Consider the following 26,950-nt stretch of genomic DNA (forward strand, 5'->3'; position numbering starts at 1 on the left):
AGGACTCCCATGCGCAAACCTTCCACTCCCCATCCCGGCGCTCAAACCTCGCCGCGTTCCGCCTTTTATTGCCGCTGCGGTGGCGATGAGGCCTCGCAGGTGCAGCGACGACTTGAGCGGGCATTTTCGCGCCGCGATTTTTTGCAGAGCGCGCTGGTTTTGGCTGCAGGCGTTGGCGGGCTGAGCCCTGCCGCTTCTGCGCAGCCAGCGCCCTCTGGTTCGGCAACGGCAGTTGCAACGCCTATGGTTTTGCGCAATGTGCAGCTTTTCGATGGTCGGCGCACCCGCTTGCAGCCAGGCCTGCAAGTCGTGATCGAAGGCGCGCGGATTCGGGCCGTCGAGCCGCAGGGGCAAGGCGCACCGCAGGGTGCGCAGATCATCGACGGAGGCGGCCGGGTGCTCATGCCGGGGCTGATCGATGCGCATTGGCACAGCCTGATGGCGGCCATGTCCATGCAGCACTTGCTCATGGCCGATCCCGCGCTGATTCACTTGGCGGCTGGTTCTGAGGCGCAGCGCACCTTGCTGCGAGGTTTCACTACGGTGCGCGACGCAGGCGGGCCGGTGTTTGCGCTCAAGAGCGCCATCGACCAAGGACTGGTGCAGGGGCCGCGCATTTTTCCAAGTGGCGCCATGATTTCGCAGACCGCAGGGCACGGCGACTTCCGCTTTTTGCACGAGGTCGGGCCGGGCGCGGCCTGTAGCGCGGTAGGCCATGCCGAACACCTGGGCGCGTCGGCCATTGCCGACAGCGCCGACAGTGTGCGCAAGGCCACCCGCGAGCAATTGCTGCGCGGCGCTTCGCAGATCAAGCTCATGGCCGGAGGCGGCGCGTCGTCGCTCTACGATCCACTCGATTCGGTGCAGTTCACCTTGCCCGAACTGCGCGCGGCGGTGGAAGCCGCCGAGGATTGGGGCACTTACGTCATGGCCCACGTCTATCTGCCCAAGGGCATGCAGCGCAGCATTGAGGCTGGCATCAAGGTCATCGAGCACGGCCAGCTGACCGACGAGGCCACCGTGCGCCTGATGGCAGATAAAGGCATCTGGTGGTCTTTGCAGCCCTTCCTGCCGGAGGCCGCCCCGACGCCAATGGCCGATCCCGGCTCGCAGGCGAAGAGCGACGAGATCGCCACCGGAACGCGCCGGGCCTACGAACTGGCGATCAAACACAAGATGCAAACCGGCTGGGGCAGCGACATTCTGTTCGCGCCGGGAAAAACCCATTACCAAACCGTGCGGCTGGTCGCCCTGGAAAATTGGTATTCGCCCCTGGACGCGCTAAAACAGGCCACCTCGCAAAACGGCGAATTGCTGGCGCTTGCCGGTCAGCGCAATCCCTATCTCGGCGCCAAACTGGGGGTGATCGAACCCGGCGCCTGGGCCGATCTGCTGGTGGTCGATGGCGATGTGTCGCGCTCGCTCAAGCCCTTGCTCGAACCCGATCAGCATCTCAAGTGCATCATCAAGAACGGCCGGGTGGTGAAAAACACCTTGTAGGCGCAGGGCCACGTCTTTTGGATTGCCTTGCGCCGCGCCGAAGTGGAGGCGGTGTGGAGGACAATGCCCGTCCACACCACCGGGGGTAGCCCATGAGCATGAAAAAGACAGACCTTGAAAAGCACCTTGCCAAGAAACTCGACGGCAAGCTGAAGTCGGGCACGATCCCGCAGCGCTTCGGTCAGGGCGCCAAGGCCGTGGCCGCGAAAGCCGAGACCAAACCCAAGGAGAGTGCGCCCAAACTGGTGCAACTCACCTGCAAACTGCCCGCTGATCTGGCGCAGCGCCTGCGCGAGCAGGCTGTGACCGTCGAGGGCGGTGTGAATGCCATCTTGGCACAGGCCGCGAGGCAGTGGCTGGAATCGGCTGCGGGGGCCAGCCGGAAGGAATAAGGGTGGGGCGGCAGGGCGAGAGGCTACGATTTGAGCTTAGGCAGAACGGCTGAAAGCGATCAAGCTAGCCCCCAAGCTTGCTGTCGAAGGAGAAGGCAAGTGTTCTCGCACGTTATGGTCGGCGTCGCAAACTTTGACCGAGCAATGGCGTTTTACAAGCCGGTGCTCGATGCACTTGGCGTGCAATTCCGTTTCCAAGAGCCCGAGCGCCCTTGGGCTGGTTGGGAATCTTCGCCGGGTCCAAGGCCCTTGTTTTTGATCGGCCGTCCCGACAACCAGCAACCGCATCAGCCCGGCAATGGGCAAATGGTCGCGTTTCTCGCTCATTCCCGAGAGCAAGTCAATCAGGTTCACGCCTTGGCTCTCGCCAGCGGGGGTACATGCGAAGGCAAGCCTGGTCTGCAGCCTGAGTACCATGCCAACTACTACGGCGCGTATTTCCGTGATCCCGATGGCAACAAGCTATGCGTGGCTTGCCACCAGGCCGAATGAGCGGGCCACAAGAAAGAGCTTGGGGTCAGGTCTAGCGTCACAGCACAGGGCCACCCTGGTTTTCGCACCAAGAGCACGCCTAGGCAAAACAGCATCAACCCACGGCTTTCTTCAGCATCTCACCGACCTGCTGTGGATTGGCGCGCCCGCCGGTGGCTTTCATCACCTGGCCGACCAGGGCGTTGAGGGCTTTGTCCTTGCCGGCGCGGTATTCCTCGACGTTCTTCGGGTTGGCGGCGAGTACGGCGTCGACGGCGGCCTGCAGCGCTGCGCTGTCGTTGACCTGCGCCAAGCCGCGTGCGTCGATGATGGCGGCCACATCGCCGCCGTGCTCGCCCGTCCACAGCGCGGAGAAGACTTCCTTGGCGGTCTTGCTCGACAGGGTGCCGTCGTCGATTTTGCGGGTGAGCGCGGCGAGTTGCGCGGCGCTCACGGGGCTGGCGCCGATGTCGCGCTCGTCGCGGTTGAGCTGGGCGGCAAGTTCGCCCATGATCCAGTTGGCGGCCAGTTTGGGCGCGGCGCCCGCGGCGACGCAGGCCTCGAAGTAGGCGGCGTGGGCGCGGGTCTGGGTGATCTGCGCCGCGGCATCCAGGCTCAGGCCGTGGGATGCGACGAAGCGTGCGGCCATCTGGCCGGGAAGCTCGGGCATGTCGGCGCGCACCCGCTCGATCCACTCGGGCGAGATGACCAGCGGCGGCAGGTCGGGGTCGGGGAAGTAGCGGTAGTCGTGCGCGTCTTCCTTGGTGCGCATGGTGCGGGTCTCGCCCTTGTCGGGGTCGTAAAGCCGGGTTTCCTGCACCACCTTGCCGCCGTCTTCGATGAGTTCGATCTGGCGGCGCACCTCGAATTCGATGGCTTTTTCGAGGAAGCGAAAGCTGTTGAGGTTTTTGATTTCGCAGCGCGTGCCCAAGGGTTCGCCGGGGCGGCGCACCGAGACGTTGGCGTCGCAGCGGAATGAGCCTTCCTGCAGGTTGCCGTCGCAGATGTCCAGCCACATGACCAGCGCATGCAGGGCGCGGGCGTATTCGGCGGCTTCGCGGGCGCTGCGCATGTCGGGCTCGGTGACGACTTCGAGCAGCGGTGTGCCCGCGCGGTTGAGGTCGATGCCGCTGGCGGCGTTGCCCGCGCGGTCGAACAGCCCGGCTTCGTGCAGCGACTTGCCCGCGTCTTCTTCGAGGTGGGCGCGGGTGAGCTGCAGGCGGTGCGGTTTGCCGTCCACCAGAAACTCGACCACCCCGCCCTGCACCACGGGAATCTCGTACTGGCTGATCTGGTAGCCCTTGGGCAGGTCAGGGTAGAAGTAGTTCTTGCGCGCGAAGACGGAGCGCGGCGCGATGGTGGCGCCCAGAGCCAGACCGAGGCGGATGGCGCGTTCCACCGCAGCGCGGTTGGCCACCGGCAACACGCCGGGCAGCGCCAGATCGACGGCGCAGGCCTGAGTGTTGGGCGCGGCGCCGAACGCGGTGGACGCGGCGGAAAACATCTTGGACTGGGTGGAGAGCTGAACGTGGGTTTCCAGCCCGATGACCACTTCCCATTGCATGACAAGATTCCTTGATTAGTTTGAACGGCGAAACGCCGAAAGCAGCAGCGCGGCGCCGATGAACAGGGTGCCAAAACTGCGCTGCAGCCAGAGTTGATGCTGCTTTGATCGCAGGGCGCGCAGCACCCGCGCAGCCAGCAAGGTGTAGCCATTCATCACCACGATGTCGGTGATGAACAGCGACAGCCCGCACAGCAGATATTGCGGCAGTTGCGGCGCGGCGGGGTTGATGAACTGCGGCAGCACCGCCAGCATGAACACCAGCCCCTTGGGGTTGCTGGCGTTGATGAGAAAGCCGCGCAGCACGAGCTGGCCGCGCGTGGGCGGCGTGGTGTTTTTTGCGCTGCCGTCGGCATCGGCCAGCCCATGCGCCGGGGCGCGCCATTGCTGGATGCCCAGCCACAGCAAATAAGCCACGCCGAACCACTTGATCACGCTGAACGCGGTTTCGCTCGCGGCCAGCAGCGCGCCCAGCCCAGCGGCAACCACCACCAGAATGGCGGCGATGCCCAGTTGCAGGCCGAAGATGTTCCACACCCCCACACGCCAGCCGTGCCGCAGCCCCGTGGTCATGCACGAAATCGCGCCCGCGCCGGGCGAGAGGCTGATGAGCCAGCTTGCGGCGAAGAAGGTCAGCCAGGTGTGCAGATCCATCGGCGGGCTCAGAAGGGGCTGCGGCGATGCCAGTCGCTCACCTGCTGGAACTGATGCGCCACCTGCAGCAGACGCTCTTCAGCGAAGTGCGGGCCGATGAGTTGCAGGCCGACCGGGCGGCGCGCGTTGGCCCCCGTGCCGAAGCCCGCGGGCACGCTCATGCCCGGCAGCCCGGCCAGACTGGCCGAGAGGGTGTAGATGTCGGCCAGGTAGTTGGCCAGCGGGTCGGCCTTGTCGCCTCGGTTCCACGCCACCGTGGGCGACACCGGCCCGGCGATCACGTCGCACTGGGTGAAGGCGCGGGCGAAATCGTCGGCGATGAGGCGGCGGATTTTTTGCGCCTGCAGGTAGTAGGCATCGTAATAGCCGTGCGACAACACATAGGCGCCGATCATGATGCGGCGTTTGACCTCGGGGCCGAAGCCTTCGGCGCGGCTCTTGCCGTACATCTCGGCCAGGGCTTTGTATTGCGCCGTGCGATGGCCGAAGCGCACGGCGTCGAAGCGGCTCAGGTTGGAACTGGCCTCGGCGGGGGCGATGATGTAGTAGGCCGGGATGGACAGTTCAGTCAGCGGCAGCGAGACGTCCACCAAGGTGGCGCCCAGGCTCTCGATGGTCTTGAGGGCGTCGCGCACGGCGGATTCGACATCGGCGGCAAGGCCCGTGCCGAAGTATTCGCGCGGCAGGCCGATGCGCAGGCCTTTGAGCGGCTGCGCGGCGGTGGCGCCGGGTAGGGGTTGATCGAGCGCGGCGACATAGTCGGGTACGGCGCGCTGCACGCTGGTGGCGTCGCGCGGGTCGAAGCCGGTCATCGCGGTGAGCAGGGCGGCGCAGTCCCACGCGGTCTGCGCCATCGGGCCGGCCTGGTCGAGGCTGGAGGCGAAGGCGATCATGCCGTAGCGCGAGCACAGACCGTAGGTCGGCTTGATGCCGGTGATGCCGCACATCGCCGCAGGCTGGCGGATCGAGCCCGCCGCTGGAGCCGCCGGGAATGGCCGCCAAGTCCCAAGGATTGCGCACCGGGCCGTAAGCCGAGTTCTCGTTGGCCGAGCCCATGGCGAACTCATCCATATTGGTCTTGCCGACCGTGACCATCCCCGCGCCCGCAAAGTCGTCCGCGCCTGAGCCCAGACGGGCGACCACGGTGGCGTCGAACGGGCTGACATAACCGGCCAGCATGCGCGAACCGGCGGTGGCTGGGAGGGTGCGGGTGACGAACACGTCTTTGTGCGCCAGTGGCACACCCAGCAGCGGCCGGGTGTCGCCCGCGGCGCGGGCGGCGTCGGCGGCCTGCGCCGCCTGCAGCGCGCCTTCGGCATCGACGTGGAGGAAAGCGCCCAGATCGGCGTGGGCGGCGATGCGGTCGAGCGCCGCGCGGGTGAGCTCAGCGCTGGACACTTGCCGGGCGGCCAGCGCGGCGGACAGGGTGCGCAGGTCGGCCGTGGCGAAATCGGTCAGGGATGCGCTCATTCGACCACCCTCGGCACGAGGAACAGGCCGTCTTGTGCGTCGGGCGCGTTGCGCAGCGCGGCGTCTCGGATATTGCCCTCGGTCACGGCGTCTTCGCGCAGGCGCAGCGGCATGTCCTGCACGGCGGAGAGCGGGTGCGCCAGCGGCTCGACGCCGTCGGTGTCGACCGCACGCATTTGCTCGACCACGGCGAAAAACGCGTTGAGATCGGTCAGCAGGTGGTCGCGCTCGCTGGCGGTCAGATCCAGCCGGGCGAGTTGCGCCAGGCGGTCGATATCGGGAAGAGTGAGTGACATGGTGGGGCGGCGGCAATCAGGGACGCAAAACAGGGACGCAAAACATGCCGCCCGGCAAGCGGGCGGATTGGGGAGCTTCCCCTGCAGATGGGTGCGGAAAACGTCATTTTATGCGCATGCATGGGTTATGATGCTTCGATTTGGCGCACGGGATTTGACCGAAAAATCAAGCCCGTTTGTTGCTTATTTCACACACCTCCAGAAAGCCGGGCGCGCGGTTGGCGCCCCCATATTCCATGTTCCGAACATTCCGGCAGTATTTTTCGACGGATCTGGCCATCGACCTCGGCACCGCTAACACGCTCATTTATGTGCGCGGCAAGGGCATCGTGCTCGACGAGCCGTCGGTTGTCGCCATTCGCCACGAGGGCGGCCCCAGCGGCAAAAAAACCATTCAGGCCGTGGGCAAGGAAGCCAAGCAGATGCTGGGCAAGGTGCCGGGCAATATCGAGGCCATCCGCCCGATGAAAGACGGCGTGATCGCCGACTTCACCGTGACCGAGCAGATGCTCAAGCAGTTCATCAAGATGGCGCACGACACCCGGATGTTCCGGCCCAGTCCGCGCATCATCATTTGCGTGCCCTGCGGCAGCACCCAGGTCGAGCGCCGCGCCATTCGCGAGTCGGCGCTGGGCGCGGGCGCCAGCGAGGTGTACCTCATCGAAGAGCCGATGGCTGCGGCCATCGGCGCCGGGCTGCCGGTCAGCGAAGCCACCGGCTCGATGATTGTGGACATCGGCGGCGGCACCACGGAAGTCGGCGTCATTTCGCTGGGCGGCACGGTGTACAAGGGCAGTGTGCGCGTGGGCGGCGACAAGTTCGACGAGGCCATCATCAACTACATCCGCCGCAATTACGGCATGTTGATCGGCGAGCCCACGGCCGAAGCCATCAAGAAGGAAATCGGCTCGGCCTTCCCCGGCTCCGAGGTCAAGGAGATGGAAGTCAAGGGCCGAAACTTGAGCGAAGGCGTGCCGCGCAGCTTCACCATCAGTTCCAACGAAATTCTCGAAGCGCTGACCGATCCGCTCAACCAGATCGTCTCGGCGGTGAAAAACGCGCTCGAACAAACCCCGCCCGAACTCGGCGCCGACATCGCCGAGCGCGGCATGATGCTCACCGGCGGCGGTGCGCTGCTGCGCGACCTCGACCGCCTGCTGGCCGAAGAAACCGGCCTGCCGGTGCTGGTGGCCGAAGACCCGCTCACCTGCGTGGCCCGTGGCAGCGGCATGGCGCTGGAGCGCATGGATCGGCTGGGCACCATTTTCACGTCGGAGTAAGCGGCGTTTTTTGTGGTTGTTTTGCGGCGGTTTTTTGATCGGCGATCTTCTCTCGGCGCTCCGCAGTACTTCACTGATCGCGCTGCGCCCCCGAGCCGGGCCGTTTCGATTCGAGCCGCTTCGATTTGAGCCCTTTCCGCCCTGCGTTTGTTCTCGTTCCCATGGCCTACGGCACTCTTGAGCGTTCACCTCCGCCGTTTTTCCGGCAGGGGCCTTCTGCGCTCACGCGGCTGGTGCTGTTCTCCGCGCTGGCCATTTTGCTGATGGCGCTGGATGTGCGGTTCAAGGTCACGCCCATGCTGCGCCAGGGTCTGTCGGTGGCGATCTATCCCTTGCAGCGCATGGCGCAGGCGCCGGTGGACTGGTCGCGGCAACTGAGCGGCTATCTTGAAGCGCCGGCCAAGGCGCAAGCTGAAATCAGCCGACTGCAACGCGCCAATGTGGCCTTGTCGTTGCAGTCCCAGCTCGAAGCGCAGTTGCGGCTGGAAAACAACCGCCTGCGCGGTTTGCTCCAGTTGCAGCAGAGCCTGCCGCCGAAGTCGGTGGCGGCGCAGATCAGTGCGCAGGCCAGCGATCCGTTCAGCCGCACCGTGGTGATCGACCGCGGCCGCCTGCAGGGCGTCGAACTCGGCTCGCCGGTGATCGACGAAACCGGGCTGCTCGGCCAGGTCACGCGCGATTACCCGTGGAGCGCCGAAGTCACCCTCATCACCGACCGCGACGCCGTGGTGCCGGTGCAGAACCAGCGCACCGGCGAGCGCGGCGTGGTGTACGGCGAGCCGGGGCTGGGCCAGGGCGGCATGGAGCTGCGCTGGATGCCTGCTGCCGCCGATGTGCGCGTGGGCGATGTGCTGGTGACCAGCGGGGTGGACGGCATCTATCCGGCGGGCCTGCGCGTGGCGCGGGTGACGGCCGTCACCCGCCAGCGCGATACGGCGTTTGCCCGGGTGATGTGCGCGCCGCTTGCCGATGTCGAAGGCGGACGGCATGTGCTGGTGCTCCAGCCGCTCACGCCGCTGGTGGCGGGGCCATCGGTCAAGGCCACCGAGCCGCAGGTGCAAAAGTCGGGCAAGGCGGTGCCCAAGCCTGCTGCCGCCGCTTCACATTGATCTGACTGCTGTGTCTTTCCTGCCCCGCCGCCGTCGCTCCGATCAGGGCGCCATGCCTTCCGCACGAGCTCCTGCGGGCGGCGCGCGCGAGGTGTTGCTGCTGCCGGTCAACCCCTGGTTCATCGCGCTGAGTCTGCTGATGGCGCTGCTGATCGACTTTTTGCCGCTGGGCCGTCTGGCGTGGATGCCCGATATGGTCGCGCTCACCCTGGTGTTCTGGAATGTGCATCAGCCGCGCCGCGTGGGCATGGCCGTGGCGTTCGTGCTGGGGCTGGCGGTGGATGTGCAGCAGGGTTCGGTGCTGGGGCAGCATGCGCTGGTTTACACGGTGCTGAGCTATTTCGCCATCACGCTGCACCGCCGGCTGCTGTGGTTTCCGCCGCTGCAGCAGGCTTTGCATGTGCTGCCGCTGTTCGTGGCCACGCAGGTGCTATTGCTGCTGGTGGGCATGTGGGCCGGCGGCAGCTTTCCAGGCTGGGCATTTTTGCTGGCGCCGGTTGTGCAGGCGGCGCTTTGGCCCTTGTTGTCCTGGCTGCTGCTGGCGCCGCAGCGTCGCGCACCGGATTCCGACCGCAATCGGCCTTTGTGATGGCGACCGTGCTGAACCTTGCGCCCGCAACGGGCTCAATCTCTATTTACGCCTCTTTGCGATGACCGAGCTGCGCAACATCGAACGCGAGCTGTTCCGCTTTCGCCGCCGCCTGATTCTGGCCGCGGCCGTGGTTGTGCTGAGCTTTGCGCTGCTGATCGGTCGCTGGGTGTGGCTGCAGGTGGTGCGGCATCGGCAGTTTTCGACCCAGGCGCAGGACAACCGCATTGCGCTGGTGCCGATTCCGCCGCAGCGCGGGCTGATTCTCGACCGCAACGGCATCATCCTGGCCAACAACTACGCGGCTTACACGCTGGAAATCACGCCGTCGAAGGTGAAGGGCACATTGCAGGACACCATCGATGCGCTCAAGGCCATCGTGCCCATCACGCCGTTCGACGAGCGGCGCTTCAACAATCTGCTGGGGCAGTCGCGGCGCTTTCAGTCGCTGCCGATTCTCAACAAGCTCAGCGACGATGAGGTGGCGCGTTTCGTGGCGCAGCGCTTTCGTTTTCCCGGCGTGAATGTGCGGGCAAGGCTGTTTCGCAACTATCCGCTGGGCGCGCTGGGCTGCCATCTGCTGGGCTATATCGGCCGCATCAACCAGGCCGAGCAGCAGCGCATCGACGACAGTGACGACGCCAGCAACTACCTCGGTACCGACCATATCGGCAAGCTGGGCGTGGAGCAGGCTTACGAGACGCAGCTGCATGGCATCACCGGCTATGAGGAAGTCGAGGTCAACGCCGTGGGGCGGCCGGTGCGCAAGATCAAGACCGTGGCGGCCACGCCCGGACAGAATCTGGTGCTCGGAGTCGATATCCGCCTGCAAAAGCTCATCGAAGACCTCTACGGCAAGCGGCGCGGGGCTTGCGTGGCCATCGATCCGCGCAACGGTGAAGTGCTGAGCTTTGTCTCCATGCCCACCTTCGATCCCAATCTGTTCGTCGACGGCATCGATCAGGTCAACTGGGACGCGCTCAACACCTCGCCCGACCGGCCGCTGCTCAACCGCGTGTTGCGCGGCACCTTTCCGCCGGGCTCGACTTACAAGCCTTATCTGGCGACGGGCGCGCTGACCGACGGCATCCGCACCGCGCAGTGGAGCTTTCACGACCCCGGTTTTTTCATGTTCGCCGGACACCGTTTTCGCGATGACGTGCCAGGCGGGCATGGCATCGTCGATATGCACAAGGCCATACAGGTGTCGTGCGACGTGTATTTCTACATGGTCGCGCACGATTGGGGCGTGGACGGCATGGCCAAGTGGACGCAGCAGTTCGGCTTCGGTCAGGCCACCGGCATCGATCTCAAGGGCGAGGCCAAGGGCGTGCTGCCTTCGCGCGAGTGGAAGCGCAAGGCCTTTCGCAGCCCGGCGCAGCAGCGCTGGTATCCCGGCGACACCATCAGTCTGGGTATCGGCCAGGGCTACAACAGCTTCACCCCGCTGCAGATGGCCACGGCGCTGTCCACGCTGGCCAATCAGGGCACGCGCTACGAGCCGCGCGTGGTGCGTGCGATCGAAGACATGGGCACGCGCCGCTTCACGCCGGTGGTCGCGCCAGTGGCCCAGCGCATCGACCTCAATCCGGCGTACTGGCAGGTGGTGCACGGCGGCATGATGGCGGTGAATCAGACCGGCGGCACGGCGGCGGAAGCCTTCAAGGGCGCGCCTTACACCACGGCGGGCAAGACCGGCACCGCGCAGGTGTTCAGCGTGGGCCAGAACCAGACCTATGACGCCAAGGACATCGCCCATCATCTGCGCGACCATGCGCTGTACGTGGTTTACGCCCCGGCCGACAACCCGGTGATCGCCCTGGCGATGATTGTGGAAAACGCCGGATTTGGTGGGGTTGCGGCCGCGCCCATCGCGCGCAAGGCGCTCGACTATCACCTGCTCGGCCTCTACCCCACCGACGAGGAAATCGAGAAAATCAGCGGCGCCAAGCCGCAGCCGGTGCAGTTTGCCTATGCGGGCGAGCGTGAAGGCGTGCCGATCATTCCTGGCGCCAAGCCACCGCCTGTTCCGGCGACATCCGCCCCGGCGGGCGCTGCTTCTGGAACTGCTTCTGGAGTCGCCGCAATGGGGGCCGCAGGAGTTGCGGCGAAGCCCGCACCTGCACCGGCGGCAGCGTCCAGCGCGCGCGCCCAGCCCACCGCCTTCGATGCGGAGGCCGTGGGCAACTACCCGCGCACCGCCTGCACGGGCGGGCTGCGCGCGCCGCTGTTCACCCGCTTCGGCGCCCGGCCCGATGTGAGTGATGAATCGGAAGGGGTAAGGCTATGAGCGCAACCTTCGGCCGTCCGCCGCTCTGGCGGCGAGTGCGCCCCTATCTCACCGGCTTCGATGCGCCACTGGCCGCGGCGCTGCTGTGGCTGGTGGCCATCGGTTGCATCGTGCTGTTCTCCGCCCTGCAAGATGCGCATGTGCCGTTCGACGACCATCTGCGCAATCTGGCCATCGGTTTTCTGGTGCTGTTCGTCGCGGCGCAGGTGCCGCCGCAGCGGCTGATGCAGATCGCCGTGCCGGTCTACACCTTTGGCGTGGCGCTGCTCATCGCCACGGCCCTGTTCGGGCTGGTGCGCAAGGGTGCGCGCCGCTGGCTCGATCTGGGCGTCACCGTGGTACAGCCGTCCGAGGTGATGAAAATCGCCGTGCCGCTGATGCTGGCGTGGTATTTCCAGAAGCGCGAGGGCCAGATCCGGGTGAAGGATTTTTTCATCGCCACGGCTTTGTTGCTGCTGCCGGTGGCGCTCATCGCCAAGCAGCCCGACCTCGGCACCGCGCTGCTGGTGCTGCTCACCGGGGCCTTCGTCATCTTCTTCGCCGGGCTGTCGTGGCGGGTCATCGCGTTGCTGTTTGCGCTCGCCGCCGCCAGCGCGCCGGTGATGTGGCACTTCATGCACGACTATCAACGGCAACGGCTGATGATGTTGCTCGACCCGCAGAGCGATCCGCTGGGCAAGGGCTTCAACATCATCCAGAGCATGATCGCCATCGGCTCCGGCGGAGTGTTCGGCCAGGGCTACCTGCACGGCACCCAGGCGCATCTGAACTTCGTGCCCGAGTCGCATACCGACTTCGTGTTCTCGGTGCTGGCCGAGGAGTGGGGGCTGGCCGGCAATCTCATGCTGCTGGCCGCCTATACCTTCTTTATCGTGCGGGGGCTGATGATCGCCGCCAACGCCCCCACGCTGTTCTCGCGCCTGCTGGCCGCGTCGGTCACGCTGATTTTTTTCATCTACGCCTTCGTCAACATGGGCATGGTGTCGGGCATCCTGCCGGTGGTCGGCGTGCCGCTTCCCTTTGTCAGCTATGGCGGCACCGCGCTCATCACCCTCATGCTCGGCGCGGGCATGCTGTTTTCCATCGCCAAATCCAAGCGGCTGGTGCAGAGCTGAACACTCGGTAGTTGGAGATTCGCGCGGGATCATCCATAAATTCGATATCCGTCAGCCAAAGAAATCCCTGTTTTTGCTGCGCTGCTTCTGCGCATAATCGGCACTCCAATCATCATTACAACTGGAGGGGTCGAATGAAAATCGCTCGAAGGGGTTTGCCCAAGGGGTGGATAGGGGCATGGCTGTTCGCGCTCGCTGCGGTGACGAGCGCCGCGCAGGCGGCTGTGCTGCCGGGCGCGCTAGTGACGCCGCCCTGGCTGCATGACCACGCGAAGCAGGTGCAGATCGTCGATATCCGCGACAGCCTGGGCTCGCTCACCAACGATCCCAAGTACGCCACGGTCAATGGGCAGAAGGTGCTCGAAGAGGTGGGTGGGCATATTCCGGACGCGCTGTCAGTCAACTTCTGGGGCCTGCGACAAAAGCATGTGATCGACGGCAAGACGATCGACTTCATGTTGCCCACAGCCAAGGAGTTTGAGGAAACCATGCAGGCCGTGCAATTGGAGCCGGGAAAACCCATTGTGATCGTGCCTACTGGCGACGACGCCACCTCGCTGCAGGAGGCGGCGTTCTTCGCCTGGGAACTGCAGGTGTTTGGCGTGCCGCAGGAGCAGATTGCGATTCTCAACGGCGGCATGCACGCCTGGACTTCGGCCGGTTATGACGTGGATACCGACGCCATCGCTCCTATGAGTTCCAGCAAGTGGAAGGCCCAGGCGCCGAACCCGGCGCTGCTGGCGACGACTGCCGAAGTGCAGGCGGCGCAGCGTGCGCATGGTCTGCTGCTGGACGCGCGCCCGTTGGCTCAGATCGCGGGCCTCGAGCGCACGCCCGTGGTGCCGGCTGCCGGAAGACTGGCCGGCGCCTCTCCCCTGCCCGCCGAGCTGTTTTATCGCAACGCGGATGATGGCTCCTGGCGGTTTCTCTCTGCGCACGTCTACCGCAAGGTGCTGGCTGGTGGCGGCGTGCAGCGCGTCGCTCCGGGCATCGTGTACTGCAACACCGGGCAGTACGCGGCTGGCGCCTGGTTCGTGATCGACCGCATCATGGGGCGCAAGGGTCTGCGCGAATATCCCGGCGGCATGAACGAGTGGGAACAGCGCGGTCTGCCCGTGGTCAGTTTCTGAGCGCCCGTTTGCGTAGGGCCGGCCGCGTGCCGGGCGGCCCTGCGCAAAGTGCGTCGGCAAGTGGCGACCAACAGCCGGTGACGGGGGATACACCCTGATGCAAATGCCGTCGTCAACGCGTGATAAAAAGCATTAAAAACATTCAATCCATACCGAGGAGACAAACATGATTCATACCCCCCTTCACCGCCAGCTGATGCGCCCTGCGCGCCATCTGACTCTGGCTTTTGCCCTGCTGGGCGCCGGTCTGATGCAGGCCCAGGCGGCCAATCCGTCGATGCTGAACGACTTCAAGTTCGACGCGCCGACCTACATTCACAAGCTGCCGTTCGCCAAATACGACGTGGTGTTGCAGGTGAGCGAAGATGAACCCGCCCGCTGGGATCTGGTGCTCAACAATGCGCAGAACATTCTCGACGCCGTGGGCCAGGAAAATGCGCGCGTAGTCGTGGTGGCCTATGGCCCGGGGCTGAAGATGCTGTTCAAGAACAGCCCGGAGGCCAAGCGCATTTCCTCGTTGAACGATGAAGGCATCGAATTCGACGCTTGCCACAACACCATGGAAGGCATGGCGAAAAAACTCGGCCACCTGCCGGTACTGGTGCCGCAAGCGGTCATCGTGCCCGCCGGGGTGTTGCGCATCATGCAGCTCGAACACGCGGGGTTTGAATACATCAAACCCTGACGTGACGGGCTGATTGTTTTCGCGGCTTTGGCAGGTCTGTAGGGCCGATCTGCACGATTCAAGTAACCCCTTGCGCGGGCTGCGCTGCGGCATTGACGGTCTCTTGCAGGCGGGTCGGCTCGACTTGTGCGAAAGCGATCAAGCCCTGCAGCGCGGCCACATAGGCCAGCAGTGCCTCACGACCCGTAGTCGTTAGCGAGTAGACGGTTTGCGGGCGTGGTCCGTCGCTGGTTTTGTGAGATTGCACATAGTCTGCGGCGAGCAGCTTTTTCAAGTGGGCATCGAGGTTTCCGTCAGACACCCCGATCAGGCGCTTGAGGTCGGAGAACGTGGCTTGTCCCGCACCAGCCAGATAGGCCGCGATCTGCGTGCGCAGCGGCTGGTGCAGCAAGGGATCAAGGGCGTCGATGCTCACGGCGCGGGCGGATTCAGTGCGTCCATCTGGAGGTGCAGCACGGCGGCATCTTTTCCGTCCTTGCCGGGGATGTGCATCTGGAATTGGGTCTTGAGCATCTGGTCCCAGGGCATCCAGTGCTGGCCGTCCAGGCTGGCGTATTGCCGGTAGCCATAAATGCCGCGCTTTAGCACGATGTGCAGGGTGGATTCGGCGCCCCGGGTGAAGGCGCTGCCGTCCACCACGGTGCGGATGGGCAGCGGCGTCCCGGCGGGGAAGTACAGCACATAGGCGTCGCCGCTGGGTAGCGGCTGCCCCAAGGTAACCACGGGTAGCTTGGACGTTTCGGCCGCCGTGGGAGCGGGGCCGGGGGGCAGGCTGCTGCAGGCCGCCAGCGAGGCGCAGGCGAGCAGTAGAGGCAAGAGCAGGTTTCGCATCAAAAACTCCAGTTGGGGTTGAAAGAGGGCGGATCAGGACGGGTCGTGTGCGGTCATATTCACCACCAGCCCGATTTGCAACTGCGGGCCGATGCCCGGTTGCAGCGTGGCGCGCATCCAGGGAATGAGCAGGGCCGTTGGATAGCCTTCGTGCTGCCAAGGACCTGCGGGGTAGCGCCATTGCCCCGTCGGCCGACCGTGTTCGACCAGCACTTCCACCGGGCGTTTGAGTACCAGGGGCAGCACCGAACTGGCGCTGGGAGAAAAGGCATCGCCCGACACCTCGACGTGCACCGGTATGGACAGCCCGGCAGGCAGCAGCACGGTCTGCCGCGTCAGCGGATTGCGGGCATATTCCTGCAAAGTCTGCAGCGGAGCGGCGGCGGGCTGCTGCGCGTCGGCCAGACGCTGTGCCAGCAGCGGCGGGACAAGCACCACGCCCAGCCAGAGCAGCAGCTTGGCGCCGCGCAGCCAAAACGGTGTCGACCTTGCATGCCTTTGGCCCTGCAGCAGGGCGAGTAGCGGCATTCCGAGACCGAAGGCGGCTGCGGCCAGGTACTGCAAGGACTGTGCATCCAGACGAAACAGCACCGAGCAGACCCCGAGGGCGATGAGCAGGCCGCCGACCCACTCGACCGTCTGCTCCGAAAACAGGCCATGCACATACAGACCCAGGCCGACGAGCACCAGCCAAAGGGGGAAGACGAGGTAGGCGCCGCCAAAGAAAAAGGTGGCGAAGGTGCCCAGCACGCCGGCCGACAGCAGCAGCCACCACACCTTGAGCACCTGGCGATGGATGAACGACCAGAGCTCGTCGCGCGCCAGCTTGGCTCGCCGGGTGAGCTGCCAGTCCAGCAGGCTGACCGCACCGAGCAGCAGGGACATCAGTCCCAGCCAGGCCATGGCGCGCGTTGCGGGGTCGGGGATCTGATCGGCGGTCAACAGGTGGTTGCTGACCAGGGCCAGACCGCCAAAGCTCGTCCCCCACAGAATCAGGCTATGAGACTCCAGGCGCAGGCTGCGCTGCCCGGCGCCCAGCATGGCGTGGATGCTGTCGAGCTGCTGTGAGGCGATGGATGGCATGCGATCTCCCTGAATCACTCTGTTTCGCAGAGCTTATTACTCTGCGAAACAGAGTGTCAAGCGGAGATTCGCCGAAGTCAGGCATTTTTCAGGCCTGTGAGCGCGTCGTCGAAGGCGTTGATCAGCGCATCTGCATCGGCCTGGGTGTGCGCCGGGCTGGCCAGCAGCATGTTGTGAAAGGGGGTCAGCAGCACGCCGCGGTTGAGCAGCGCCAACTGCAGCGCGGGCTCCAGCGCGTCGTCGAAGGCGGCGCGGGCCTCGCTGCCGTTGCGCGGGCGTTGAGGGGCGAACTGCACTTCGCAGCGTGCGCCGATGCGCGTTACCGTCCACCGAAAACCGTGGTTCTCGATCAAGCGCTCCAGCCCGTCGGCCACACGGTTGGCAATGGCGAACATATGAGCGTAGGCGGCCTCGGTCATCACTTCGGCCAACATGGTGCGCATCAGTCGCAGGGTGAGCAGCCCCGCTGACAGGGTGCTGCCGATGCCGGAATGGCCCGGCGGCGATGCGGTCTTGACGGCTTGCATGCGCGCGCCGACTTGCGTTGTGAAGCCATAGGCCGCACCCGGCGTGCCTCCGGCGATGGGCTTGCCCAAGACGAGCACATCGGGCCGCAGATCGTTCGCCCGGCAGTAACCGCCGGGGCCGCAGGAGATGGTGTGCGTCTCGTCCATCACCAGCAGCGCGCCGTGCTCGCGGGTGAGCGCGCGCACGGCTTCGAGAAAATCGGGCTCGGGCAAGACCATGCCGATATTGGTGAGCACCGGCTCGGTGAGCACGCAGGCGACGTCGCCAGCGGCCAGCGCGGCCCGCAGGCCGTCGAGGTCGTTGAACTCGACCACGCGGGTGAAGGCCGCCAGATCGTGCACTTGTCCGAGCAGGCTCGGCCGGGTGTGGGCGGCCCCCTGCGCGTCGAGATCGACGAACACATCATCGACCGTGCCGTGATAGCAGCCGTTGAACACCACGATGTGCTGGCGCCCGGTGAGTGCGCGCGCCCAGCGCAGCACGAAGCGGTTGGCATCGCTGGCCGTGGCGGTGAACTGCCACATCGGCAGGCCGAAGCGCTGCTCCAGCAGGTCAGCGACTTCAAGCGCGACTGTGGACGGCAACATGGTGGTGGCACCAAACGCGCCGTGTTCCGCCAGGGTGCGGGCGATGGCTGCGGGGCTGTGGCCGAACATGGCGCCAGTGTCGCCCAGACAAAAGTCGATGATGGCGTGGCCGTCCACATCGAACAATCGGGCGCCCTGCGCCTTGTCCACATAGAGCGGCACGGGCGAAGGCGCATCGGCCATCCAGTGCAGGGGCACGCCGAACAGAAAGTGGCGCTGCGCCTGCTGGTGCAGCGCGACGCAGCGCGGATGTGCGGCCAAGAAGCGGGCGGCCTCGATCGCGTGAAAGCGGGCAATGCGGTCGGCGGGAAGGCTTGTGGGGCTCATGACGGTGGGCGCTGGAAAATGTGCAATTGAGGGCGCGATGGAAAGCGGCCGACGCGCAGTATCGCCAAGCCTGCGAGCGTCTGGCAAGCCCCGAAATGGCCCCGCGCGCGGTGGGCGAAGTGGTTCTATCGTTCCTGAAAAAATGTCGATATGGTTCAGACCGCTTGCAGGGCTTCATTGGCGTGGACTGAACTTCGCAGTCCGTTCACTTATTCGAAAAATATGGTTCAACACGCTTTTGCCTATCTGTCGCAGCAACGGTTTCTCGGCGCAGCAGCCAGCGCCGAGAATGCGCCGACGCCCCGCTTCGGCGTGGCCGGCGTGGCCTGGGACGGGGCGGTGACCAACCGCCCCGGCGCCCGATTCGGCCCGAACGCCATCCGCAAGGCCAGCCAGATGCTGTGCGATGCCACGCACCCGTTTTTCGATCTTTCGCCTACCGCAGATCTGTGCGATCACGGCGATCTGTATCTGCCCAACACCAGCCTGGAGACCATGCGCGCCGCGCTCGAAGCCCAGGCGCGAACACTCTTGGCGCATCAGCACATGGTGTGGCTGGGTGGCGATCATTCCATCACCTTGTCTTTGCTGCGGGCTTTGCGTGCGGTGCATGGCCAGCCGCTGGCGGTGCTGCATTTCGATGCGCATTGCGACACCTGGACCGACCACTTCGGTGAGCCATCGGGGCACGGTACCTGGGTTTACGAGGCGGTGCAGGAAGGGCTGGTGGTGCCGCAGAGCTTCGTGCAGGTGGGCATACGCTCGGCCGCCGAGCGCGAGGCGCGTGAATACGTCAACGCCATCGGTGGCCGGGTGATCACCGCGCGCGAGCTGCGCGGCCTGGAGAGTCCGTCGCAGCTTGCACCGATCACCGCCGACATCCGCGCCAGGCTGGCCGCGAGCAACGCCCCGGTGTATGTCACGCTCGACATCGACTGTCTCGACCCCGCCTTCGCCCCCGGCACCGGCACGCCCGAGCCCGGCGGCTTGAGCAGCGCGCAAGTGCTGTCGCTGCTTGAAGAGTTGTGCGCCATGCAGCTGCCCTTTGTCGGCATGGACTGCGTGGAGGTGTCGCCGCCCTACGACCACGCCGAACTCACCTCCAACATCGCGGCGTTGTGCGTCTGGACTTATCTGTGCGCGCGGCTCGCTTCTGAAAAAACTGTCTCCCCCTGACCCGGAAGGATCCCGCGCATGATGCGGCTGGAACAACAGGCGCAGCGCCTGATCGAGAACTCGTACTACGTTGACTCCGCGCAGGCCGCGCCGCGCCACGCGCCCCTGCAGGGCGAGGTGCAGACGGATGTATGCATCGTCGGCGGGGGTCTGGCCGGGCTGTCGGCCGCGCTGGAACTGCGCAAGCGCGGCATGCAGGTGGTGCTGCTCGAAGGGCGACACATCGGCTGGGGCGCTTCGGGCCGCAACGGCGGCCAGGCGCTGGCGGGCTATGCCAGCGAGATGGAGCCGTTCGAGCGCCAGCTCGGCGCCAAGAGCGCGCATTTCGCTTGGGAAATGTCGCTCGACGCCATTCGCCTGCTGCGAGAACGCATCGCCCAATACGCCATCGACTGCGACTGGACGCCCGGCGCGATGAGCGTAGCAGTCACGCCCAAGAAAGCCCGCGCGCTGCATGCCTGGGCCGAACATATGCAGCGCGAATACGGCTACACCCATCTGCAGAGCTTCGACGCGCAGCAGACCCGCAGCCTCATCGCCAGCAAACGCTATTGCGCCGCAGTGCTGGACGATTTCGGCGGCCACCTGCACCCGCTCAACTACACCTTGGGACTCGGCCGCGCCGCTCTCAACGCCGGGGTGGTGCTACACGAGCAATCGCCCGTCATCAGCGTCAAACCCGCGGCGCAGGCCGGTGGCGGCAAGGCCCTGGTGCAAACCTCGCAGGGTAGCGTGCGAGCGCGCCATGTGCTGCTTGCGGGCAATGTTCAGCTTGGCGATGTGGCGCCGCGGCTGTCCCGGCGCATCATGCCCGTGGGCACCTACATCATCGCCACCGAAGCGCTCGGCGCGCAGCGAGCGAAGTCTCTGGTGCGCAACCGCGCCTGCGTGTGCGACACCCAGTTCGTGCTCGATTACTACCGCCTCACCGGTGACGACCGTCTGCTGTTCGGCGGCCGGGTGAGCTATTCCACCGCCACCCCGCGCGATCTGGCGGCCACCATGCGCCGCAGCATGCTGGCGGTATATCCGCAACTCAGCGACGTGAAGATCACCCACGCCTGGGGCGGCTTTGTCGACATCACCATGAACCGCGCGCCCGATTTCGGCCGCATCGCGCCCGACGTGCTGTATCTGCAGGGCTTCTCGGGCCACGGTCTGGCGCTCACCGGCATGGCGGGGCAGCTGGCCGCCGAGGCCATCGCCGGACAGGCCGAGCGCTTCGACCTGTTCACCCGCCTGCGCCACAAACCCTTCCCCGGCGGCGACCTGCTGCGCACCCCCGCGCTGGTGCTGGGCATGCTGTGGTACCGGCTGCGCGATCTGGTTTGAAGAAGGCTTAACCGCTCTGCGGCGTTGGAGTGTGATTCCCCAAACTCAAGGCAAAACACCTTCGCCCTGCTGGCGATTTCTGCGGGTACACCCTCGTTGTTTGGCGAAGTTTTTCACCGCTATATAACGTGCGCTCACACGGGTTACACGAGGTTTCAATTCATCCCGGTTCCTACTCTATCTCTTTTCCAGTCGCCTCCCTATAGTCGTCCAAATTCGCAAAAAACGTCATTTCAGTTCGTTGACACCACAGGAGACAGGCATGAACAAGGAAGACTCGAATGAGCAGGTTCAGATGGATCGTCGCACGCTGATCAAGGCGGGCGGCGCTGCGGGTTTGGCCGCTTTGCTGGGCACGCAGGTGCCGAGCTGGGGCGCTAGTGAGACGCCGGTGAAAATCGGGCTGATTGATCCCATCACCAGCACCTTTGCAGCGCTCGGGCAGAGCGAAATCAAGGGCGCCAAATTCGCTGAAGCCGAGATCAACAAGGCGGGCGGCGTGATGGGCCGTCCTCTGCAGATCTTCGTGGAAGACAGCGCGGGCAACCCCGGCACTGCGGTGGACAAGGCCTCGCGTCTGCTGAGCCAGAACAAGGTGGACTTCCTCATGGGCACGGTCAACTCCGCGGCCTCGCTGGCCGTGTCGCAGTTTGCCAATCGCCACGACAAGCTCTTCGTCTGTACCGGCGGCCACGTCGATAGCCTGACCGGCAAGGAGTGCAAGACCACGACCTTCCGCACCTGCTCGACCACCTGGATGCTGACGGCCGGTGACTTCGAGACGCTCTACAAGAAATTCGGCAAGAAGTGGTACTTCCTGACCACTGACTACGCCTTTGGTCAGTCTGAGCAGGCCGACTACACCACACAGCTCAAGAAGGCGGGAGGCTCCGTGGTGGGCGGTGCGCTGGTGCCCGTGGGGGCGACCGATTTTTCGTCCTATCTGATCGACGTGAAAGCCAAGTCGCCCGACGTGCTGTGCCTGCTGCTGGCCGGTAACGATCAGGTCAACTGCATGAAGCAGATCGCGCAATTCGGCATCAACAAAGACATCGCCGTGGGCGGCGCTTTGTTCGAGCTGGAGCAGGCGCAGGCATTGCCCGAGGCGGCTCGCTACGGCTGGTGGACCATGGAGTGGTACTGGAACCAGCCGAACACCCCGCATGTGGCGGATTTCGTCAAGCGTTACGCCGCAGCCAATAAAGGGGAATACCCGACGGCGCGCGCATGGTTTGGTTTTGCCACCACGCATGCCATACGGCTGGCGGTGGAAAAGGCCAAGTCGCTCGAAACGGCCAAGGTGGTCAAGGCGATGGAGGGGCTGGTTCTGCCCCCGGAGATCGCGCTTCAGCCCGGCAATGTGTTCTACCGTCCGCAGGATCACCAACTGATGCTGGGCATGTTCCCGGGGCACGTGATCCAGACCGGCAAGTACCCGAACCTGTTCGACGTTTCGGGCATCGTGCCGGGCGAGAAGATCGCGCTGCCGCCTTCAGAAACCGGCTGCGTGCTTCCGCGCGCCTGAAGCGCCACTGCGCGTGCCTGCGGCCCCGCCACTGCGCGGGTCCGCAGCCTGTCCATCTGCTGCTGCGGAGGCATTGCCTTGAATCTCGTCCTTATCTTCAATACGTTCAACGGCCTGATCACCGGAGCGTTCTATGCGCTGCTGGCGCTCGGCCTGGCGCTCATACTCGGGCTGAACAACACCATCAATTTCGCCCAGGGCGCGTTCATGGCGCTGGCGGCCTACTTTGCCTACACCCTGGAGCCGAGCCTGGGCTTCTGGGGGGCGCTGGCCGTGGCGCCGCTGCTCGCCGGAGTGCTGGGTCTGGTGGTCGAGGTGTTTCTCATTCGCCGCCTGTACAAACGCGATCCGCTGTATTCGCTTTTGCTAACCTTCGGTCTGGCGCTGATCATGCAGGACGTGATCCGCACCGTCTGGGGCGCCAACGGGGTGCCGCTGTCCATCCCGGAATCGCTGGGACATCCCCTCAGTCAGACCTACTTCTTTCTCACCGGCTACCGCCTCTTTGTTGTCGCGGTTGCCCTGGTGGGCACTGCCGTGCTGTTCGCCGTGCTGCGCTACACCCGACTGGGCATCCGCATTCGCGCCGGCAATGCCGATCTCGAAACCGTATCGGCGCTTGGTGTGAACATTTACCTGCTGCGCACCGCGAACTTTGTCATCGGCATCGTGTTTGCGGGCGTGGCGGGCATTCTGGCTGCGGGTCAGCTCGGGCTGGAGCCGACGATGGGAGACGGCCTGCTGATGCCGGCCTTTGTCGCCATCGTGGTCGGGGGCGTGGGTTCCTTGCTGGGTTCTCTGCTGGGCGGTCTGCTCATCGGGGTGGCCTCGGGCATCACCACGGCCTACTTTCCCGCCGCGAGTGAGGCGGTGATTTACCTCATCATGGGGCTGATGCTCGTGGTGCGACCGCGCGGACTCATGGGACAGGAGGGATTGTTCGAATGAGTACGCCTGCCTATACCGCTCCACCTCCCCGATCTGCCATGCAAACATCCAACCTCAAACAGCATCTCGGCACCGGCATTCTGGCGCTGGTGCTGCTCACCGCCCCGGCCTGGCTGCATTATGTCGGCGGCTACAACGACATCGCCTCGCGCGTGCTGATCTACGGCCTGGCCGCCATGGGGCTGAATCTGCTGCTCGGGCATACCGGCGGCCTGTCGTTCGGGCATGCCGCCTATTTCGGGCTGGGCAGCTACGGCGTCGGCTTGATGCTCAAGTACATGACGCACAACGTGCTGTTGGCGCTGCTCGGGGGTACTTTGCTGGGGGGCGTTGTGGCCGCCGTGCTCGCGCCCATCGCCGTGCGTCGTCGCGGCATCTACTTCGCCATGATCACCATTGCCATCGGACAGATGTTTTATTTCATCGCCATTCGCTGGCAGGCGGTGACCGGGGGCTATGACGGGCTGACCGGCTTTTCCCGGCACACCCTGCATCTGTTTGGGTTCGACTGGACGATGGGCTCTCTGGGCTTTTATTACCTCGTCGTGGCCTGCTTCGCGCTGGGCGCCCTGGTGCTGTGGATCGTGCTGAACTCTCCGCTGGGGCACACCTTTGTGGCCATCCGCGAAAACCAGAAGCGGCTGACCTTTCTCGGCCTGCCGGTACAGCGCTATGCGGCGATTTCCTTCGCGCTGTCTGGCCTGATCGTGGCGCTGGCCGGTGGCCTCAACGCCTTGCTCGACAACTTCACCTCGCCCAACACTTTGAACTACACCTTTTCAGGCGACTTGGTGGTGATTGCGGTGCTGGGCGGAATGCGCAACTTCTGGGGGCCGCTGGTCGGGGCGGCCATCTTCGTGCTGGTGCGGGATTACGCCAGCTCGGTGACAGACAACTGGATGTCCGTCATCGGCCTGATCTTCGTGCTGTCGGTACTGTTTTTCCCGCTGGGTGTGATGGGGTTTTTACAGCGCAAGGGGAAGCCATCATGAGCTTGCTGCAGCTGCACAACGTCTCGCGCCGCTTTGGCGCACTCAAGGCGCTGACTGACATTTCCATCGAGGTGCAGCCCGGAGAGTTGCGCGCGGTCATTGGCCCCAACGGCGCGGGAAAGACCACGCTATTCAACCTGATCAGCGGGTTTTTCCCGCCGAGTGAAGGGCAGATCACCTTTGACGGCAGGCCCATTCAGACGGTCAATCCCGGTGAGCTGGTCAAGCGCGGCATCATCCGCACTTTCCAGATCACCGAGATCTTCCGCTCGCTCACGGTGTATGAAAACCTGCGCATTGCCGTTGAGGTGGCACAGGGCGTGAACCTGCGTCCCTGGATGGGTCGCGCCCTGCGTAAACGCATCGACGATCAGGTGGATGAGTTGATGCATCTGGTGAAGATCAGCGGCAAAGCGGACCGGGTCACGGGCGAGATGTCGCACGGCGACCAAAGGGTGGTCGAGGTGGGCATTGCGTTGGCCCGCCGTCCCAAGCTGCTCCTGCTCGATGAGCCCACCGCCGGGATGGGAGATGAAGAGACGCACCACATGACCGCGCTGATCCGTGATCTGAACAAAAACCAGGGCATCGCCACCCTGTTCGTGGAGCATGACATGGAAATCGTGTTCGGCATCGCCGATCGCATCACCGTGCTCGACAACGGTACGCTGCTCGCCGAGGGCACGGCCGATGAAATTGCCAACAACGCACGGGTGCAGGCGGCTTATCTGGGTCAAGCGGCCTGACCGCCCTGACCCAAGCCGACATCTCCACAGGACTCTCCGCTTATGACCGCCGTTCTCGAACTCGACAACATTCATACCTACTACGACAAAAGCCATATTCTCAAAGGCGTGTCGATGACCGTGGGCGAAGGCGAACTCGTCGCGCTGCTGGGCCGCAATGGCGCTGGCAAGACCACGACGATGCGCTCGGTCATGGGGCTGACGCCGCCGCGCCAGGGCAAGATCAAATTCTTCGGCAAGGACATGACCGGCGCCTCGCCGCACCGCATTGCGGGCCTGGGCGTGGGTTATGTGCCCGAGGGACGCAAGATCTTCGGGCACCTCACGGTGCACGAAAACCTGCTGGTGGTGCACGAAACGCCGGGGCGCTGGAATATCGATGGCGTGTACCAACTCTTTCCACGTCTGCATGAACGCCGAACCAGCAAAGGCGGGCGCCTTTCAGGCGGCGAGCAGGAGATGCTGTCCATTGCGCGCGCGCTGCTGCTCAACCCCAAGTTACTCATCCTTGATGAACCTTCGCAGGGTTTGGCGCCGGTGATCGTGCAGGAGGTGATGCGCACGGTGGGACGCATGAAGGACGAAGGAATTTCCGTGTTGCTGGTTGAGCAGAACGCTTTTCTCGCGCTGCAACTGGCTGATCGCGCCTACGTGCTTTCTGAAGGCGAGATTGTCTTTTCGGGTGATGCGGCCGCCTTGCGCGACGACAAGACCCGGATGGAGCAACTGGCGGGCGTGGCCCACGCTGCTTGATTGCGGCTTCAGTCGGGAAGCTGGCTGCGGATGAGCATGCACAACTTCTGCGCCCAGGGCGGTACGCGCTCGGTGGGCACATAGGCATAGCCGAGAATCAGCCCGCGGCGCTGCGGTGCGCCGAGGTAATAGCGCGATAGCGGCCGCACCGTCATGCCCTGCGCATCGGCGGCGCGGGCGATGGCCTCGTCGTCCACACCCGGCGTGTTGAACAGCAAACAGAGGTGCAAGCCGGACTCCTGGCCGGAGATCTGCACCCGGTCGCCCAAGCAGCGCTGAATGCGCCGCGCCAATTCGTCGCGCCGTGCCTGATAGGCCACGCGCAAACGACGTATGAGCGTGTTGAGATGGCCTTCGGTGATGAAGTCGGTCAGCGCCGCCTGCAGCATGAGCTGACCCGGGCGGTATAGATCGTAGAGCCCGGTGTTGAAGGCGGGCAGCAGATCGGTCGGCACCACCAGATAGCCCAGACGGATGCCGGGGTACATCACCTTGGAGAAGGTGCCTGAATAGAGCACCTGGGCATGTTCGTCCAGCCCCTGCAGGCTGGCGAAGGGCCGGCCGCCGAAGCGGAATTCACTGTCGTAATCGTCCTCAAAAATCCAGCAGCGCTGTTGCGCGGCGAACTGCAGCAGGGCGCGGCGGCGCTGCAGGCTCATCACATGGCCGAGCGGATATTGATGCGATGGCGTGACGTAGATCAGCCGTGGACTGCCCTGCTGCCAGTCGGCGGCTGACGGCGCCATGCCCTCCAAGTCCACCGCGATCGGCTTGAGCTTGAGCCCAGCGGCCTGCAACGCCCGGCGCGCGCCCCAGTAGCACGGGTCTTCCACCCAGGCCTCGTCGCCGTGATCGGTGAGCAGGCGCGCGGCCAGATCGAGCGATTGCTGCGTGCCCGAGGTAATGAGTACCTGCTCGGGCGTCACCCGCACCGAGCGCGACAGGCTGAGGTACTGCGCAATGGCCACGCGCAGCGGCATATAGCCGCCTTCCTGGCCGTAATCGAGCAGGTCGCGGTCGAGGCTGCGCCAATACTTGGCCTGCAGTTTTTGCCAGAGCTGAATGGGGAATTCGGCAAACTCGATTTCGCCGGGCGCGAACGGCTGCACCTCAAAGTCCGCCGATCCCGACTGCGCGGTGAGCAGATTGCCGCGCTGCGAGAGCTCGCGTGGCGAGCCGCTATTCGCACTGGCGGCCTGCGCCAGCTTGCGCCCGCGTACCGCCGAGCTGAGCGGGCCGAGTTCCGGCAGGGTCTCGGAGACGAAAGTACCGCTGCCCTGGCGCGCGGTGAGGTAGCCTTCCGCCGTGAGCTGGTTGATGGCCGACATCACCGTATTGCGCGAGAGATTCAGGTCGCGCGCCAGATCGCGGGTGGATGGCAGTTGCACCCCAGCGGTGATGCGCCCCGCCAGAATGGCGCCGCGCAGCGAGAGATACAGGCGCCGATTTAGCGGCGGGGCTGCCGCCGCGTCGCCTTCGGCGCGCTGAAGTTCGGTGAGCAGGAGTTCGGACAGGGCAAGGGGTCGCATGGGTAGGCGCGGCACATAAAAACTGGCTCCATGACAAAAGCAAGGAGT

The 26,950-nt window shown here is 64.8% G+C and carries 25 protein-coding genes and 1 pseudogene; 17 read left to right on the top strand and 9 right to left on the bottom strand.

What is annotated here, in order from left to right; all coding sequences use genetic code 11:
• Window positions 1-243: 243 nt before the first annotated feature.
• From ABT24_RS04335 to ABT24_RS04345, 3 genes are all read left to right on the top strand, one after another.
• Entirely contained in the window at window positions 244-1,500 is a 1,257-nt protein-coding gene (locus ABT24_RS04335; protein ID WP_276729247.1) for a metal-dependent hydrolase family protein, read from the top strand.
• A 98-nt stretch (window positions 1,501-1,598) separates the two neighbouring features.
• Window positions 1,599-1,892, top strand: coding sequence for a hypothetical protein (locus tag ABT24_RS04340; protein ID WP_276729245.1), 294 nt, complete (start codon window positions 1,599-1,601; stop codon window positions 1,890-1,892).
• A 99-nt stretch (window positions 1,893-1,991) separates the two neighbouring features.
• Window positions 1,992-2,384 (top strand): VOC family protein, encoded by a 393-nt coding sequence (locus ABT24_RS04345; protein ID WP_276729242.1) that lies wholly within the window; start codon window positions 1,992-1,994, stop codon window positions 2,382-2,384.
• A 94-nt stretch (window positions 2,385-2,478) separates the two neighbouring features.
• On the opposite strand, the gene gatB is transcribed toward ABT24_RS04345, so the two are convergent.
• From gatB to gatC, 4 genes and pseudogenes are all read right to left on the bottom strand, one after another.
• A complete protein-coding gene (gatB, locus tag ABT24_RS04350; RefSeq protein WP_276729240.1) occupies window positions 2,479-3,927 on the bottom strand; it encodes an Asp-tRNA(Asn)/Glu-tRNA(Gln) amidotransferase subunit GatB in 1,449 nt (482 codons plus the stop codon).
• A gap of 15 nt (window positions 3,928-3,942) precedes the next feature.
• Entirely contained in the window at window positions 3,943-4,581 is a 639-nt protein-coding gene (locus ABT24_RS04355; RefSeq protein ID WP_276729238.1) for a LysE family transporter, read from the bottom strand.
• 8 nt (window positions 4,582-4,589) lie between these two features.
• Window positions 4,590-6,051, bottom strand: a pseudogene (locus tag ABT24_RS04360) (amidase family protein).
• Window positions 6,048-6,347, bottom strand: coding sequence for an Asp-tRNA(Asn)/Glu-tRNA(Gln) amidotransferase subunit GatC (gene gatC, locus ABT24_RS04365; RefSeq protein ID WP_276729233.1), 300 nt, complete (start codon window positions 6,345-6,347; stop codon window positions 6,048-6,050). The pseudogene ABT24_RS04360 and the gene gatC overlap by 4 nt, the downstream one beginning before the upstream one ends.
• Before the next feature lie 236 nt (window positions 6,348-6,583).
• Here gatC and ABT24_RS04370 point away from each other — a divergent pair, with 236 nt between their 5' ends.
• The 7 genes from ABT24_RS04370 to ABT24_RS04400 all read left to right on the top strand — a co-directional run bounded on the left by ABT24_RS04370 (window position 6,584) and on the right by ABT24_RS04400 (window position 14,545).
• Window positions 6,584-7,627, top strand: a complete 1,044-nt coding sequence (locus ABT24_RS04370) for a rod shape-determining protein (RefSeq protein ID WP_013104321.1) — start codon at window positions 6,584-6,586, stop codon at window positions 7,625-7,627.
• Between the two features lie 161 nt (window positions 7,628-7,788).
• Complete coding sequence (mreC, locus tag ABT24_RS04375; RefSeq protein WP_013121960.1) at window positions 7,789-8,736, top strand: rod shape-determining protein MreC; 948 nt, start codon at window positions 7,789-7,791, stop codon at window positions 8,734-8,736.
• Window positions 8,737-8,788: 52 nt separating this feature from the next.
• The gene (gene mreD / locus ABT24_RS04380; protein ID WP_013104323.1) at window positions 8,789-9,325 is read left to right on the top strand and encodes a rod shape-determining protein MreD; all 537 of its coding nucleotides are present in this window, start codon (window positions 8,789-8,791) and stop codon (window positions 9,323-9,325) included.
• 61 nt (window positions 9,326-9,386) lie between these two features.
• The gene (mrdA, locus tag ABT24_RS04385) at window positions 9,387-11,615 is read left to right on the top strand and encodes a penicillin-binding protein 2 (protein WP_276729231.1); all 2,229 of its coding nucleotides are present in this window, start codon (window positions 9,387-9,389) and stop codon (window positions 11,613-11,615) included.
• Window positions 11,612-12,730: a rod shape-determining protein RodA gene (gene rodA, locus ABT24_RS04390; RefSeq protein WP_276729229.1), complete on the top strand. Its 1,119-nt coding sequence runs from the start codon at window positions 11,612-11,614 to the stop codon at window positions 12,728-12,730. The genes mrdA and rodA overlap by 4 nt, the downstream gene beginning before the upstream one ends.
• 134 nt (window positions 12,731-12,864) lie before the next feature.
• Complete coding sequence (locus ABT24_RS04395) at window positions 12,865-13,860, top strand: sulfurtransferase (RefSeq protein WP_276729227.1); 996 nt, start codon at window positions 12,865-12,867, stop codon at window positions 13,858-13,860.
• A 166-nt stretch (window positions 13,861-14,026) separates the two neighbouring features.
• Window positions 14,027-14,545: a DsrE family protein gene (locus ABT24_RS04400; protein WP_013104327.1), complete on the top strand. Its 519-nt coding sequence runs from the start codon at window positions 14,027-14,029 to the stop codon at window positions 14,543-14,545.
• 58 nt (window positions 14,546-14,603) lie between these two features.
• Here ABT24_RS04400 and ABT24_RS04405 read toward each other — a convergent pair whose 3' ends face one another.
• The 4 genes from ABT24_RS04405 to ABT24_RS04420 form a co-directional block, all read right to left on the bottom strand.
• Entirely contained in the window at window positions 14,604-14,960 is a 357-nt protein-coding gene (locus ABT24_RS04405) for a transcriptional regulator (protein WP_276729225.1), read from the bottom strand.
• Window positions 14,957-15,376 carry a hypothetical protein gene (locus ABT24_RS04410; RefSeq protein WP_276729222.1) on the bottom strand — a complete coding sequence of 140 codons (420 nt, stop codon included), beginning with the start codon at window positions 15,374-15,376 and terminating at the stop codon, window positions 14,957-14,959. The genes ABT24_RS04405 and ABT24_RS04410 overlap by 4 nt, the downstream gene beginning before the upstream one ends.
• A gap of 33 nt (window positions 15,377-15,409) precedes the next feature.
• Window positions 15,410-16,459: an MFS transporter permease gene (locus ABT24_RS04415; protein ID WP_276729219.1), complete on the bottom strand. Its 1,050-nt coding sequence runs from the start codon at window positions 16,457-16,459 to the stop codon at window positions 15,410-15,412.
• 77 nt (window positions 16,460-16,536) lie between these two features.
• Window positions 16,537-17,901, bottom strand: coding sequence for an aspartate aminotransferase family protein (locus ABT24_RS04420; protein ID WP_276729217.1), 1,365 nt, complete (start codon window positions 17,899-17,901; stop codon window positions 16,537-16,539).
• A 222-nt stretch (window positions 17,902-18,123) separates the two neighbouring features.
• On the opposite strand from ABT24_RS04420, the gene speB reads away from it, so the two are divergent.
• From speB to ABT24_RS04455, 7 genes are all read left to right on the top strand, one after another.
• On the top strand, window positions 18,124-19,077 hold the full coding sequence (gene speB, locus ABT24_RS04425; protein ID WP_286737368.1) for an agmatinase: 954 nt from the start codon (window positions 18,124-18,126) through the stop codon (window positions 19,075-19,077).
• Window positions 19,078-19,095: 18 nt separating this feature from the next.
• A complete protein-coding gene (locus ABT24_RS04430; RefSeq protein WP_276729215.1) occupies window positions 19,096-20,409 on the top strand; it encodes an NAD(P)/FAD-dependent oxidoreductase in 1,314 nt (437 codons plus the stop codon).
• A gap of 262 nt (window positions 20,410-20,671) precedes the next feature.
• Window positions 20,672-21,934, top strand: coding sequence for an ABC transporter substrate-binding protein (locus tag ABT24_RS04435; RefSeq protein ID WP_276707469.1), 1,263 nt, complete (start codon window positions 20,672-20,674; stop codon window positions 21,932-21,934).
• Between the two features lie 78 nt (window positions 21,935-22,012).
• Complete coding sequence (locus ABT24_RS04440; protein WP_013121971.1) at window positions 22,013-22,882, top strand: branched-chain amino acid ABC transporter permease; 870 nt, start codon at window positions 22,013-22,015, stop codon at window positions 22,880-22,882.
• On the top strand, window positions 22,879-23,874 hold the full coding sequence (locus tag ABT24_RS04445; RefSeq protein WP_276729214.1) for a branched-chain amino acid ABC transporter permease: 996 nt from the start codon (window positions 22,879-22,881) through the stop codon (window positions 23,872-23,874). The genes ABT24_RS04440 and ABT24_RS04445 overlap by 4 nt, the downstream gene beginning before the upstream one ends.
• Window positions 23,871-24,620, top strand: a complete 750-nt coding sequence (locus ABT24_RS04450) for an ABC transporter ATP-binding protein (protein ID WP_013104337.1) — start codon at window positions 23,871-23,873, stop codon at window positions 24,618-24,620. Before ABT24_RS04445 ends, ABT24_RS04450 begins: the two co-directional genes overlap by 4 nt.
• A gap of 42 nt (window positions 24,621-24,662) precedes the next feature.
• Entirely contained in the window at window positions 24,663-25,373 is a 711-nt protein-coding gene (locus tag ABT24_RS04455) for an ABC transporter ATP-binding protein (protein ID WP_013104338.1), read from the top strand.
• A gap of 8 nt (window positions 25,374-25,381) precedes the next feature.
• Here the strand turns inward: ABT24_RS04455 and pdxR are convergent, their stop codons facing one another.
• Window positions 25,382-26,902 (bottom strand): MocR-like pyridoxine biosynthesis transcription factor PdxR, encoded by a 1,521-nt coding sequence (pdxR, locus tag ABT24_RS04460; protein WP_276729213.1) that lies wholly within the window; start codon window positions 26,900-26,902, stop codon window positions 25,382-25,384.
• Window positions 26,903-26,950 lie beyond the last annotated feature (48 nt).

Source organism: Thiomonas sp. SCN 64-16, assembly GCF_001725585.1.
Classification (GTDB): domain Bacteria; phylum Pseudomonadota; class Gammaproteobacteria; order Burkholderiales; family Burkholderiaceae_C; genus Thiomonas; species Thiomonas arsenitoxydans.